At 61.3% G+C, this 12,883-nt stretch carries 12 protein-coding genes; 3 read left to right on the forward strand and 9 right to left on the reverse strand.

The features are described from left to right. Positions 1–33: 33 nt before the first annotated feature. The 9 genes from fis to FIV35_RS01880 all read right to left on the reverse strand — a co-directional run bounded on the left by fis (position 34) and on the right by FIV35_RS01880 (position 10,286). Entirely contained in the window at positions 34–354 is a 321-nt protein-coding gene (gene fis, locus FIV35_RS01835; RefSeq protein ID WP_003221275.1) for a DNA-binding transcriptional regulator Fis, read from the reverse strand. Further along, positions 351–1,364, reverse strand: a complete 1,014-nt coding sequence (dusB, locus tag FIV35_RS01840; protein WP_034136704.1) for a tRNA dihydrouridine synthase DusB — start codon at positions 1,362–1,364, stop codon at positions 351–353. Before dusB ends, fis begins: the two co-directional genes overlap by 4 nt. A 185-nt stretch (positions 1,365–1,549) precedes the next feature. Beyond that, positions 1,550–2,797, reverse strand: a complete 1,248-nt coding sequence (locus FIV35_RS01850; RefSeq protein ID WP_034136705.1) for a DUF3426 domain-containing protein — start codon at positions 2,795–2,797, stop codon at positions 1,550–1,552. Between the two features lie 30 nt (positions 2,798–2,827). Next, positions 2,828–3,706, reverse strand: coding sequence for a 50S ribosomal protein L11 methyltransferase (gene prmA / locus FIV35_RS01855; RefSeq protein WP_034136706.1), 879 nt, complete (start codon positions 3,704–3,706; stop codon positions 2,828–2,830). Positions 3,707–3,980: 274 nt separating this feature from the next. After that, entirely contained in the window at positions 3,981–5,342 is a 1,362-nt protein-coding gene (accC, locus tag FIV35_RS01860; RefSeq protein WP_034095683.1) for an acetyl-CoA carboxylase biotin carboxylase subunit, read from the reverse strand. Positions 5,343–5,359: 17 nt separating this feature from the next. Then, positions 5,360–5,824: an acetyl-CoA carboxylase biotin carboxyl carrier protein gene (gene accB / locus FIV35_RS01865; RefSeq protein WP_034095684.1), complete on the reverse strand. Its 465-nt coding sequence runs from the start codon at positions 5,822–5,824 to the stop codon at positions 5,360–5,362. Positions 5,825–5,848: 24 nt separating this feature from the next. Beyond that, the gene (gene aroQ, locus FIV35_RS01870; protein ID WP_034136707.1) at positions 5,849–6,304 is read right to left on the reverse strand and encodes a type II 3-dehydroquinate dehydratase; all 456 of its coding nucleotides are present in this window, start codon (positions 6,302–6,304) and stop codon (positions 5,849–5,851) included. 296 nt (positions 6,305–6,600) lie between these two features. Next, positions 6,601–8,562: a methyl-accepting chemotaxis protein gene (locus tag FIV35_RS01875; protein WP_034136708.1), complete on the reverse strand. Its 1,962-nt coding sequence runs from the start codon at positions 8,560–8,562 to the stop codon at positions 6,601–6,603. A 53-nt stretch (positions 8,563–8,615) separates the two neighbouring features. Further along, positions 8,616–10,286 (reverse strand): response regulator, encoded by a 1,671-nt coding sequence (locus FIV35_RS01880; protein WP_034136709.1) that lies wholly within the window; start codon positions 10,284–10,286, stop codon positions 8,616–8,618. A gap of 301 nt (positions 10,287–10,587) precedes the next feature. On the opposite strand from FIV35_RS01880, the gene FIV35_RS01885 reads away from it, so the two are divergent. From FIV35_RS01885 to FIV35_RS01895, 3 genes are all read left to right on the forward strand, one after another. Then, the gene (locus FIV35_RS01885) at positions 10,588–11,655 is read left to right on the forward strand and encodes a DUF2333 family protein (RefSeq protein ID WP_034136710.1); all 1,068 of its coding nucleotides are present in this window, start codon (positions 10,588–10,590) and stop codon (positions 11,653–11,655) included. 2 nt (positions 11,656–11,657) lie between these two features. Further along, a complete protein-coding gene (locus FIV35_RS01890) occupies positions 11,658–12,194 on the forward strand; it encodes an NUDIX hydrolase (protein WP_034136711.1) in 537 nt (178 codons plus the stop codon). 180 nt (positions 12,195–12,374) lie between these two features. Continuing rightward, positions 12,375–12,746 (forward strand): translation initiation factor Sui1, encoded by a 372-nt coding sequence (locus FIV35_RS01895; RefSeq protein WP_034095690.1) that lies wholly within the window; start codon positions 12,375–12,377, stop codon positions 12,744–12,746. The last annotated feature ends 137 nt before the right edge of the window (positions 12,747–12,883 follow it).

Below are 12,883 nucleotides of genomic sequence, written 5' to 3' on the forward strand. Positions count from 1 at the left end.
TTACGCGGGCGCCTTTCTGGTTGGATTGAATGCTTACAGCAAATCGTACTGCTTGAGCTTCTTGCGCAGGGTCCCACGGTTGAGGCCCAGCAGCTCACTGGCTTTGGTCTGGTTGCCCTTTACGTAGTTCATCACGCTTTCGAGCAAGGGCGCCTCGACTTCGGAGAGCACCAGGTTGTACACGTCCGTGACGGAAGCGCCCTCAAGGTGGGCGAAATAATTGTGCAGCGCCTTCTCGACACTCCCGCGAAGGGTCTGACCTTCTTCGCTCGGCGTGTTGAGGTGCTGTTTCAAATTGACGTTGTCGCTCACGGGTGCTGTTCCACTCACTAAAGTCTCGGTCATCATCGTCATGCGGCCACCCCCTCTCCGTCCCCTGTCACCAGGCTCTTGTAACGTCCGGCGAAGAACTCACGAACGTTGGCGCACTGTGCTTCCGTATCATCCAAACGATTGAAGTGGGCGCGAAACTCCTTGGCGCCCGGCAAGGTTGCGAGATACCAGCCCACATGCTTACGAGCAATGCGTACTCCCATGACGTCTCCATAGAAGGCGTGCAGGGCGGCCAGATGCTCTAGCAGAATACGTTCCACCTCGATCAGCTCCGGCGCCGGCAAGGTTTCGCCGGTGCGCAGGAAGTGCTCGATCTCACGAAAAATCCACGGCCGCCCCTGGGCAGCACGGCCAATCAACAGGCCATCGGCACCGGTCGCGTGGAGTACGCGCCGGGCTTTCTCGGCGGAGTCGATATCGCCATTGGCAAAGACCGGCATCGACACCGCCTGCTTGATCGCGGCGATGGTGTCGTACTCGGCTTCACCGGTGTAAAGGTCGGCGCGGGTGCGGCCATGCACCGCCAGCGCTGTAATACCTGCCTGTTCGGCGATCTTCGCCACCGTCAGACCATTCTTGTTGTCCCGGTCCCAGCCGGTGCGAATCTTCAGGGTTACCGGCACATCGACTGCGGCGACAACGGCCTGCAGGATCTCGGCAACCAACTGCTCATCTTTCAACAGCGCTGAACCGGCGGCCTTGTTGCAGACCTTCTTGGCCGGGCAGCCCATGTTGATATCGATAATCTGCGCACCCAGCTCCACGTTGGCTCGGGCCGCATCCGCCAGCATCTGCGCATCTCCACCGGCGATCTGCACCGAGCGGGGCTCGGGATCACCTTCGTGGATCATGCGCATCCGCGACTTGCGGGTGTTCCACAGACTCATGTCGCTGGTGACCATTTCCGAGACTACTAGGCCGGCGCCCAATCGTTTGCACAGCTGACGAAAGGGCTGGTCGGTGACGCCCGCCATGGGGGCGAGAATCAAGCCGTTCTGCAATGTGTATGGGCCGATGCGTACCGCCGACATAGGACTTCCCTGTTGTGGGGCCGGATCATTAGAGTTCGAAAAAGGGTTGGCATGATACCCGCTCTCGATGACTGGATAAAGGCTGAATTGGATAAAATCTGAACAGTTATTTCTTTATCGCCGTCGGTTTGGTTGAGCGGCGCGCAGTCAATCTTCCACCGTCAGGTTTCGCTGGTTGAGTGGTTTCACTCGGGGGAGTGGAAGCTCAGGCTGTAATTCACGGCTTTGTTGCCCGGATCGAGGATATCCAGGGAGATATGGATCGGGGTCTGCGATGGCATTTCGCTAACGCCGGCCAGCTCGCCGCTGAGGTATTCGCTCGGTTTGAACCGACGGCTGGCAATCAAGCCGCCGTTGAGGTCGGCGAAACGCAGCTCCAGCAGCGGGAAGGGCTGGGAGAAGGTTGCACGGTTGTAGATGATTGCGTCCACCACCAGCGCCCCCGCAAACTCAGGGTGGCTGCGCACCACCAGGTTGCTGCTCTTGATATGGGCGATATCGACCCGTGACGGCACCGTGCAGCCCAGTGTGGGGCACAACTGCTGGAACCACGGACGGTAGGCGTCCTGGCGGGCCAGGTCGTCGAATTGATAGGCGATGTACTGGCCCGCCAGGCCGGCTGCGGCGAGCAGCACCAGCAATAGCCAGATCAGGCGGCGGCCCAGCCCTGAAGGGCGTTTTTGCGCGTAGAGGTGCAACGGGTCGTCTTCCAGGTCCTGAAGCACGTCGTCGTGGACGCTGGCCGCGGGGCGCGCACGCTTGCGGCGCGGCTGAGGCTGTTCTTCCGGCTCTGGGGTGGGGGCCTCATCGTGTACTGGAGTGACGGGGGGATCGAATGCGTCGGTGTCGCGTATCGACCGCAACGGCGGCTCATCCTCGATCTCGTCGGTGTGGAACGACATCGACGGTTCGGTGCGCTGACGTGTCGCAGCGCCTGGGGTCGCTTCGGGTTCGTCTTCGTCGGCTTGGTCACGTTCTTCACCGGGTTCGCTGAACAGGCTGGCGGCCCACTTTTCCTCTTCGGCCTTGAGCGTGTCGCGGCTGGCGCTGAGGGGTTCTTCCTTCTGCCGACGATCGCCGGGTTGGCGACGGTCGGCGCTCACCGATGCGGCGGGCTGAGTGGGGCGGCGTTCCAGCTTGGCCAGTTCTTCGTCCAGGTCCAGGTGATCCAGATCCAGCTCTTCGGCGCTCCATTGCTTCTGGCTGATCGCGCGCGGCGCCTCGGGCAAGGCCTCGGCGGCTGTCGTCGGCTCGGTCGTCGGCGCAGGCGCAGGCGCATGGGCCGCGCGTTGCTCCAGTAACTGACGAGCCGCGTTGAACACTTGCAGGCACGAGCCACAACGAACTACGCCGCGGGCCACGCTCAATTGAGCATGGTTGACGCGAAAGCGAGTCTGGCAATGTGGGCACTGGGTGACGAAACTGTCGGTCATGCGGCCATCCGATTCAGGCAAGCGCTCATTCTAGCGCCGACGACCGCTGATGCGTACCCAGCCATCGCGGTTAGCGATCGGGTCCAGGTCGAAGTCCTGGGCATAAGCGGCGGCGACTTCATCGCCCTGTTCGGCGAGGATCCCCGACAGCGCCAGGCGCCCGCCGGGCTTGACCAGGCTCGATAGCTGCGGCGCCAGGGACACCAGCGGCCCGGCGAGGATATTGGCCACCAGCACATCGGCCTGCACCTGGGGCAAATCCTGCGGTAGGTAAAGCGGGAATTTACCTTCAGGAATGTTGTTGCGCCCGGCGTTGTCGCGCGACGCTTCCAAGGCCTGTACATCGATATCGGTGCCGACGGCTTCCTTGGCACCCAGCAGCAGAGCGGCAATTGCCAGAATCCCCGAGCCGCAGCCGAAGTCCAGTACGTGGCTGTTGCGCAGGTCCTGACCGTCGAGCCATTCCAGGCAGAGGGCGGTGGTGGGGTGGGTGCCGGTGCCGAACGCCAGGCCCGGGTCGAGCAGCAGGTTCACCGCGTCCGGTTCCGGGGCCGCGTGCCAGCTCGGCACGATCCACAGGCGCTGGCCGAAACGCATGGGCTGGAAGTTGTCCATCCAACTGCGCTCCCAGTCCTGGTCTTCGATCACTTCGCTGTGATGTTCCGGCAGCGGGCTGCCGGTGAGCAGTTCCAGATGGGCCAGTACGCTGGCGGCTTCGGTGCCGCCCTCGAACAGGGCCAGCAAGTGGGTGTGGGACCACAGTGGGGTGGTGTTCAGCTCGGGTTCGAAGATCGGCTGGTCTTCGGCATCCATAAAGGTCACCGACACGGCGCCCACTTCGAGGAACGCGTCTTCGTAGGTTTCGGCTTGTTCTGGGCTGATGGCGAGTCGGACTTGCAGCCAAGGCATGGCGGGCACCTTTGAAAATAATGAGTGTGCGACGACAGGGTCGCGAAAGCGCGCAAGTTTACGCGAGCGGCGGGCAGAAGACGACACTACTGACTGCACGCCGGTCAAATGTGGGGAGGGGGCTTGCCCCCGATAGCGTTGGACCAGTTAGAGATGCTCAGACTGACACACTGCAATCGGGGGCCCCCTCCCACATTTGGCTTGTGTACATTTTCACAATAGAGGGGCCACAAACAACAAAACCGCCCGAAGGCGGTTTTGTTGGGTGGAGCACTTACTGGTCGGCCAGTTTGTGTTCCAGGTAGTGAATGTTCACACCACCTTCGCAGAAGCCTTCATCGCGGACCAGTTCCCGGTGCAGCGGAACGTTGGTCTTGATGCCGTCGACCACGATTTCGTCCAGGGCGTTGCGCATACGGGCCATGGCCTCGTCGCGCGTGGCGCCCCAGGTGATCAGCTTGCCGATCAGCGAGTCGTAGTTGGACGGAACCTTGTAGCCGCTGTACAGGTGCGAATCGACGCGAACGCCGTTGCCGCCCGGAGCATGGAAGTGCTTGACCAGGCCTGGGCTCGGCATAAAGGTTTTCGGGTCTTCGGCATTGATCCGGCACTCCAGGGAGTGGCCATGAATCTTCACGTCAGCCTGGGTGAACGACAGCACGTTGCCGGCGGCGATGCTTAGCATCTCCTTGACGATGTCGATACCGGTGACCATCTCCGAAACCGGATGCTCCACCTGCACGCGAGTATTCATCTCGATGAAGTAGAAACGACCGTTCTCGTAGAGGAACTCGAAGGTACCGGCGCCACGGTAGTTGATGTCGATGCACGCCTTGACGCAGCGCGCCAGAACTTCCTGGCGAGCGGTTTCGTCCAGGCCCGGAGCCGGCGCTTCTTCCAACACCTTCTGGTGACGGCGTTGCAGCGAGCAGTCACGGTCGCCCAGGTGGATGGCGTGGCCCTGGCCGTCGGACAGTACCTGCACTTCCACGTGACGTGGATTGGTCAGGTATTTCTCCAGATAGACCATCGGGTTGCCGAACCAGGCGCCGGCTTCCGCACGGGTCTGCTTGGCCGCTTCGATCAGGTCTTCTTCCTTGTGCACCACGCGCATGCCGCGACCACCGCCGCCACCGGCGGCCTTGATGATCACCGGGTAACCGACTTCGCGACCAATGCGCAGGGCGGTTTCCTCGTCTTCAGGCAGTGGGCCGTCGGAACCTGGAACGGTTGGCACGCCGGCCGCAATCATGGCGTCCTTGGCCGACACCTTGTCGCCCATCAGGCGAATGGTCTCGGCTTTCGGGCCGATGAAGGCGAACCCGGATTTTTCCACCTGTTCGGCGAAATCGGCGTTTTCCGCGAGGAAGCCGTAGCCGGGGTGGATGCCATCAGCGCCGGTCACTTCTGCCGCGGCGATGATGTTCGGGATATTCAGGTAGGAGTTCGAGGCCAGTGGCGGGCCGATGCAGATGCTCTCGTCCGCCAGCTTAACGTGCATCAATTCGGTGTCGGCCGTCGAGTAAACAGCGACGGTCTTGATGCCCTCTTCCTTACAGGCGCGCAGGATACGCAGCGCGATCTCGCCGCGGTTGGCGATCAGGACTTTTTGCAGTTTCTTCGCAGGTTTCAACATCGAAGGTGCTCCGCGGTTCAAACGATGGTGAACAGCGGCTGGTCGTACTCAACCGGCTGACCGTTTTCTACCAGGATGGACTCGATCACGCCGGCTTTTTCAGCGGTGATGTGGTTCATCATTTTCATCGCTTCGACGATGCAAATGGTGTCGCCCACTTTCACGGTCTTGCCCACTTCAACGAAGGCTGGCGAGGTCGGTGCCGGGGTGCGGTAGAAAGTACCGACCATTGGCGACTTGACCACGAAACCGTTCAGCGCAGGAGCTGCCGGTGAGGCAGGAGCAGCCGGGGCAGCCGGTGCAGCGGCTGGTGCAGCAGCAGCCGGAGCCGGCGCTTGCATCTGCGGGGCATAGAATTGTTGAGCCGGGGTCTTGCTGTGGCGGCTGATCCGTACGGACTCTTCGCCTTCCTTGATTTCCAGCTCGTCGATACCGGATTCTTCCAGCAGTTCGATCAACTTCTTAACTTTACGGATATCCATGAATCATCAACTCCCAAGGGTCGGTCAGGGGCGCTTGGCCGGTTGTTCAAGCTGTTCCAGGGCGGCCTCCAGGGCCAGTCGGTAACCGCTGGCGCCAAGGCCGCAGATCACTCCTACCGCTACGTCGGAGAAGTAGGAGTGATGGCGGAAAGGTTCGCGTTTGTGCACGTTCGACAAATGCACTTCGATGAATGGGATGCTCACCGCCAGCAGCGCGTCACGTAATGCAACGCTTGTATGCGTAAAAGCGGCTGGATTGATCAGGATAAAGTCCACACCTTCGTCGCGCGCGGCATGGATGCGATCAATCAATTCGTACTCGGCATTGCTTTGCAGGTATTGCAGATGGTGGCCGGCATCACGGGCCCTCTGTTCCAGATCGAGGTTGATCTGATCGAGGGTCACTGCCCCGTAGACGCCCGGTTCACGGGTGCCAAGCAGGTTCAGGTTGGGTCCGTGAAGAACCAGTAAGGTCGCCATCGGCTGTTCCTTGTTATAGAGGTGGGTACGTCAGAACCCGGCGACTATGCCGCAAAGCCTTTGTGACTGTCCAGTTCTATGCAGTAGCCGGCACGATTAGCGAGGATTGCGCAAAATTTATGACTGTGGGCCAGTATCCGGTCATAGGCGACACGTCCTTGAACCCTATGGAGATCAAGTGTGGGAGGGGGCTTGCCCCCGATTGCAGTGTGACAGTCTCAGTATCTCTAACTGATCCACCGCTATCGGGGGCAAGCCCCCTCCCACATTAGTTCTTCATATGACGCTGGATCGGATTAGACGCGGAATGCCTGTACGGCGGTATTGAGCTGCCCACCCAGCACCAGCAAATGCTCACCCTGGCTGCGACCTTGGCCGATACGCAGCAAATTATCTTCGCCCAGTTGATGAATCCGCTCGCTGTTATCGCGAATCTCACTCACCGCGCCACTCTGCTGCGCGGTGACATCGGCGATACGCACGGCGGTGTCGGAAATGGTCTGGATCGCGCCGACGATTTCGTCCAATGCGCCGTCGGCGGCCTGGGCCTGCTGGGCGGTGGCTTCGGCGTGTTCCACCTGGGCGCGCATGCCTTCCACCGATTGGCGGGCGGCGCTTTGCAGGCCGGCGATCAAGCCTTGGATTTCGGCGGTGGCACCGGCGGTGCGCTGGGCCAGGGAGCGGACTTCGTCGGCGACCACCGCAAAACCGCGGCCGGCCTCCCCGGCGCGGGCGGCTTCGATGGCGGCGTTGAGCGCCAGCAGGTTGGTCTGGTCGGCGATGGAGCGGATCACCGTCAGCACGCCGCCGATGGTGGCGGATTCTTCGGCGAGTTTTTCGATCATCTGCGCGTTTTGCTGTACTTCGCCCACCAGGGCATGCAGGCCGGTCAGGCTCAGGCCGATCACCCGCTGGCCCTGTTCCACCGCCTGGCCTGCGCTGCGGCTGGCGCCGGCGGCTTGGCTGGCGTCGCCGGCCACTTGCTGAATGGTCGCTTCCAGCTCACCCAGGGAGTCGCGGATCTGCGCGGTATCGCCGGCCTGGCGCTCGGCGCCGTCGTGCAGGCCGCTGCTCAATTCGGCCAGCGCACGGCTGCTGCCGGCAACTTCTTCGGCATTGCCACGAATGGTGCCTACCAAGTCCACCAGATAGGCACGCAAGCGGTTCAGGGAGGCTTCGATATCGTGCAGTTCGCGGTTGGTCTTGCCCAAGGCAATCGGTTGGCTGAAGTCGCCATCGGCCCAGGTCGATAAGGCCGGCGCCAGGCTGGTCAGCACTCGGGCCAGGCGGCGTTGCAGGGTGTCGATCAGCAGCGCGATCAGCAGGATCAGGCCAATCATCACGCCTTGCATCAGGCGCACTTCGCCCTGGATTTTGCCATGCTGCGCGCGCACCACCGGTTCCAGCCCGGCGATGGCCTGTTGCACCGCGTTGATCTTCAGATGCGTGGCGGCGGCCAGGTCGGCGCGCTGCTGGATCTGCGCGCGGGTGCGTTTGAGTTCGGCGGGGTAACGGGTCAGCAGGCTGTTGAGCTCGCGCTTGAGGTCGACGCCGCTGTCCTGGGCTTCGGCTTTTTCAGTGTTTTCCAGGCCCATCAACGCGGAGAAGTCATCGGTATTGGATTCGGCGCTGGCTTTCACACCCAGTAATGGCAACTGTTCCAGCAGGTCGGCCTGGCCACGGATCTGGCCGAGTTCGCGCTCCACGTCATCGGCCAGCTCGGCGCGCCCGCTGCTGACCAGTTTGTCGCGGGCCAGTGAGAGTTTGCCCAAGTGCTGGGACGCGGCCAGCAGCGCTGGGAGGTAGCGTGCAGCTTCCGGGGAGTTCACGCCGGTGGCGTACTGGCTCAGCTGTTCCAGGTTCGCACTCAGCTCACGCTCGGCCTGCACCAACAAGGCTTGCGGGTCGCCGGCCAACTTGCCGGCGGCGAGCAGGTCGGTCTTGCTGAAGGCGTCCAGCTCCACCAGGCTGGGGCGTAGGCTCTGCGTCAGCTCGGCGGGCAGTTCATCCAGATGTTGCTGCAGGCTTTCCAGGCTTTGGCTGGCGCCGCTCAAACGCAGCGCATCGCCGCTGGCCAGATAGTCCTCGATATTGCGTGCCGCCTGGTTCTGAAAGGTCTGCGACAGGCTCAGGTAGCGTTCCATCAGCAGATAAGGGCGCTCCAAGGCGCGTTGCGACCACCATAAGGTCGCCCCCAGCGCCAGGCACACGGCCACTAACAGGAGGGTGTTGAGATTGGTCAGCAGCTTCAGGCGCATGCGTGGTTTCAGCCGGCAGCAAAAGATAAGTGCCTGAAGTTATTGCGTTTCTATTACAGCGTTATGACGGAGTCGGTGGATTCCGATGAAAAGATGGCACTTTGCTTTGATGTGCGCGCCGCCTGTACGCGGTTGCGTCCTCCACCTTTGGCGCGGTACAGCGCCTCGTCGGCCTGGGCTGCCATCATCAGGCTGTCGGAACCGTCGCACAACTCCACCAGGCCGGCGCTGAAGGTGCACCACAGATCATGGGGCTGGGCGGGGTAGTGGATTTCGGCGAAGCGTTCGCGAATTTCATCCAGCACCTTGCAGGCCGATTCCAGGTCGGTGTCGGGCATGACGATGGCGAACTCCTCACCGCCGTAGCGCCCGATAAAGTCGGTCTTGCGCAACCGCTGCTTAAGAAACAGCGCCAGGCTCTTGATCACGCGGTCGCCCATCGGGTGGCCGTGGCTGTCATTGACGCGCTTGAAGTGGTCGATATCGAGCATGGCAAAGCTCAGCGGCTTGTTTTCGCGGCGCGCGCGGAAGCTGCAGTCTTCGAGCAGTTGCAGGATATGGGTGTGGTTGTACAGACCGGTCAGGCTGTCGCGCACCATCCGCGCCTTGAGGTTACGGGCGCGGGCCGCGCGGTTGCGCACGGTGGTGATCAGGTGGCGCGGCTTGATCGGCTTGGTGAGGAAGTCGTCGCCGCCCTCGCTCATGGCATCCAGTTGCTTGTCCAGATCGTCCTCGGCCGACAGGTAGATGATCGGCACGCTCACATAACGGTCATTGTGGCGGATCACCTTGGCCAGCTCGGTGCCGGTGCAGGCGGGCATGTACATGTCGAGGATGATCAGGTCGGGCTGGAAATCCGCCAGTTCGGCCATGGCCTGGATCGGCTCGATCAAGGTGCGGGTGACGATGCCGGCGCTGTTGAGCAGGCGCTCGGTATGCAGGGCCTGGGCCCGCGAGTCATCGATGATCAGCACTTTATAAGGTTCGTACTGGGCGACGCAGGTCAGCACTTCGATCTTTTCCAGCAGGCTGGAGGCTTCCAGCGTGCCGGTGAGGAATTCCTGGCCCCCGGCGCGAACGGCGGCCAGGCGCGTGGGGGTGTCGGTTTCGTGCAGGCTGAAAAACAGCAGCGGCAGTTTTTGCTCCAGGCCTTCTTGGGCTTCGGCAGCGAGCTTGAGGCCCAGCCCGGTGCCGCAGAAATCCACGTCCATCACGATGGCAGATGGCAGACGCTCGGCCATGGACGAGCGAAATGCCGCTACGCTGTCCAGGGACTGTGCGCTCATACCAAAGAATTCCAATTGCTTGGCCAGGCGCTCGGCACGGTCGTGATCGGCCAGCATCACGTAGATCGGCTTGCGCATCGGCGGCAGAAAGGTTTGTTCCAGCTGGTCGCCCTGGCGCAGGCCGGTGCGGGACAAACGCTGCATTAAACGGTTGAGTTCAGTGATCAACTGGCTGCTCAGGCGGCCGCGGTTTTCGTCCACCGCTTTAAGGGATTCGCCGATATGGTGAGCCAGTTGACCGTGCTCGGGCTGTTCGAAGCGCTCGGCAAAGCGCAGCAGGCGTAAATTGGCTTCGCTGAGTTCGGAGAGGTCGGCGCTCGACCATTCGCTGCGTTGCAGGCGCTGCCAGATCTCAAGAATTTGACGTGCCTGATGAATTACCCGCTGGGCAAAGTGCTGCTTGAGGCGCTCACGGCTGGGGTCTTCTGGCTCGGTCATATCCTGACTACTAGGTGAGGGTGCATGCTGAGGTTGACTGATGGCTCTATGCTAGCACCTCTTTTCATGGGAATGAGTGTCATACGTCAATTAACTGTGCGTCTTCGCTATTCAGTTACTGACTCGGTGGTCGCGCAGCAAAAAAAACGTGCATCCTTATATAGACGAACACGCCCGATAAGCCAGTTTGGATAAAACCCCCACACCGACCGGCACGATGGGGTAGGGTTGTGGTCGGAGTGTTTTGAACGCACGCCCTCAATTCAAGTGCATGAACTCAAGTGATTGAAAGGATATCGCCATGCTGGACTGGAAAAACCGTGCAGGCAGTGCCACCGGCCCCGCGCCTGAACCCAAATCGACCAACCGCGGCTATTTTCGTACGCTGCTGATGAGTCGGGCCGTACTCAGCGTACTCGGCCTGTATCTGTTGGTCACCGGCGCTCTGGGCTGGTATTGGAGCGAAGAGCCGGCGTTGTTTCCGGTCCAGCAAAATGCGCAGATCGCTGCCGACAAAGACGGCAAGCAGATGGTCGTGGGCTTCACCACCGTTGAAACCCTCAAGACTGTGGTCGGCACGCTGTTGAACAAACCCGGTGGCTACATTTCCAACGACCGCTTCCCGCCGGGCCTGTGGATGGACAACATGCCCAGCTGGGAATACGGCGTGCTGGTACAGGTGCGCGACCTGACCCGCGCTCTGCGTAAGGACTTCGCCCGCTCCCAGTCCCAATCGGCTGAAGACGCTGACTTGGCCAAGGCCGAGCCGCGCTTTAACTTCGACAACAAGAGTTGGGTGTTGCCGTCCAGTGAGTCCGAGTACCAGGAAGGCATCAATTCCCTGAGCCGTTATGAAGCGCGCCTCTCCGATCCCAACCAGAAAGGCGCGCTGTTCTACGCCCGCGCCGACAACCTGAACAATTGGCTGGGCGATGTCGCCACGCGCCTGGGTTCGTTGTCCCAGCGCCTGTCGGCCAGCGTCGGTCGGGTCAAGCTCAACACCGCGTTGAAAACCGAGGCGCTCGCGCCGGGTGAAGTGCCGCAGGTTGACGAAGAAGTGGTGGAAACCCCGTGGATGCAGATCGACAACGTGTTCTACGAAGCCCGTGGTCAGGCCTGGGCCTTGTCTCACCTGCTGCGTGCGATCGAAGTCGACTTTGCCGATGTGCTGGCCAAGAAGAACGCCACCGTCAGCGTGCGCCAGATCATTCGTGAGCTGGAAGCCTCGCAAGAGCCGGTGTGGAGCCCAATGATCCTCAATGGCAGCGGTTTTGGCGTGCTGGCCAACCACTCGCTGGTCATGGCCAATTACATTTCCCGGGCCAACGCTGCGGTGATCGACCTGCGTCAACTGCTCAACCAGGGTTGATGATGGATGCCAGTCAACGGGAGGAGGCCCATCGCGCGGCCTCCGATGCCGAGCTGATCTGTTGGGTCGACGAGCAGGACAACCTGCTCGGCCACCTCGTCAGGTCCGATCTGCGTGCGCGTGGCTTGATCGGCCGCTGCACGTTTATCTTCCTCTTCAACTCCAAGGGTCAGCTGTGCGTGCATCGGCGCACCCTGAGCAAAGCCCTGTACCCAGGGTTTTGGGACACGGCGGCGGGTGGGATGGTCGCGGCGGGTGAGTCTTACGCGGTGTCGGCGGCCCGTGAGCTGGAAGAAGAGTTGGGCGTGGGCGGGGTGGATCTGGTCGAACATGACCATTTCTATTTCGAGGATGGTGACAGTCGGCTCTGGTGTAAATCCTATTCAGCCGTGTGGGATGGCCCTCTGCGGTTACAGCCAGAAGAGGTGATGGAGGCGCGCTTTTTACCCATCAGCAAAGTCTTGCGGGACGCCAAGAAAAAACCTTACTGCCCCGACGCCCAAGAGGGCTTGCGCCGCTATCTGGCCTTGCGTCGCTAAAGTTGCATGAAATGGCGCCATTTGGCTCTTAGCAAGCGTGCTTTTTGCCGTTACACTGCGCGACTTTTCACCCGCGTCGCTTTGGCGATTCGGTAGCGCTGCCCCTGCCTGAGTGGGGCTTCGCGGTCGGCTGACCCTTTTGGGGGCCGATCAGTCTTCATCCTCCCAAGAGGATTGCCGGTGGCCAAAAAAGCCGCATCCTTCGCCGCCCTTGGTGGCCTGGTATTTTCCACCGACGCAGGTCGACACTGCCCGGACTGTCGTCAGCCCGTGGACGCCTGCATCTGCAAACAGACCCTGATTCCCGAAGGCGACGGTATTGCCCGCGTGCGACGCGAGAGCAAGGGCCGTGGCGGCAAGACGGTGACCACCATCACCGGCGTGCCCCTGGCCGCGGAGCCCCTCAAGGAACTGGCCACCACGCTGAAAAAGCGCTGTGGCACCGGTGGCGCGTTGAAAGACGGCGTCATCGAGATCCAGGGCGACCACGTCGAGCTGTTATTGGCCGAGCTGATCAAGCTGGGATACAAGGCCAAGAAGTCCGGCGGCTGAGCCTCTTAGCGGCCAGTGTCTAAACTCTGTCCTGCGAGTGGGGTCTACCTCTCTTACAGGCAAATCGTCATTTTCATTCTTTAGACTGCGCCGGCCTCGAACCCGAGGCGGTGCCTTCGACTTCATTTATAGGGGAC

This window comes from Pseudomonas rhodesiae (assembly GCF_007858255.1).
In the GTDB taxonomy this organism is placed as follows: Bacteria; Pseudomonadota; Gammaproteobacteria; order Pseudomonadales; family Pseudomonadaceae; genus Aquipseudomonas; species Aquipseudomonas rhodesiae.

What these genes read in the sequence shown, in the direction of transcription:
- fis (WP_003221275.1), bottom strand. Translation starts at nt 354, where the DNA reads ATGACGATGATGACCGAGACTTTAGTGAGTGGAACAGCACCCGTGAGC.
- dusB (WP_034136704.1), bottom strand. Translation starts at nt 1,364, where the DNA reads ATGTCGGCGGTACGCATCGGCCCATACACATTGCAGAACGGCTTGATT.
- FIV35_RS01850 (WP_034136705.1), bottom strand. Translation starts at nt 2,797, where the DNA reads ATGACCGACAGTTTCGTCACCCAGTGCCCACATTGCCAGACTCGCTTT.
- prmA (WP_034136706.1), bottom strand. Translation starts at nt 3,706, where the DNA reads ATGCCTTGGCTGCAAGTCCGACTCGCCATCAGCCCAGAACAAGCCGAA.
- accC (WP_034095683.1), bottom strand. Translation starts at nt 5,342, where the DNA reads ATGTTGAAACCTGCGAAGAAACTGCAAAAAGTCCTGATCGCCAACCGC.
- accB (WP_034095684.1), bottom strand. Translation starts at nt 5,824, where the DNA reads ATGGATATCCGTAAAGTTAAGAAGTTGATCGAACTGCTGGAAGAATCC.
- aroQ (WP_034136707.1), bottom strand. Translation starts at nt 6,304, where the DNA reads ATGGCGACCTTACTGGTTCTTCACGGACCCAACCTGAACCTGCTTGGC.
- FIV35_RS01875 (WP_034136708.1), bottom strand. Translation starts at nt 8,562, where the DNA reads ATGCGCCTGAAGCTGCTGACCAATCTCAACACCCTCCTGTTAGTGGCC.
- FIV35_RS01880 (WP_034136709.1), bottom strand. Translation starts at nt 10,286, where the DNA reads ATGACCGAGCCAGAAGACCCCAGCCGTGAGCGCCTCAAGCAGCACTTT.
- FIV35_RS01885 (WP_034136710.1), top strand. Translation starts at nt 10,588, where the DNA reads ATGCTGGACTGGAAAAACCGTGCAGGCAGTGCCACCGGCCCCGCGCCT.
- FIV35_RS01890 (WP_034136711.1), top strand. Translation starts at nt 11,658, where the DNA reads ATGGATGCCAGTCAACGGGAGGAGGCCCATCGCGCGGCCTCCGATGCC.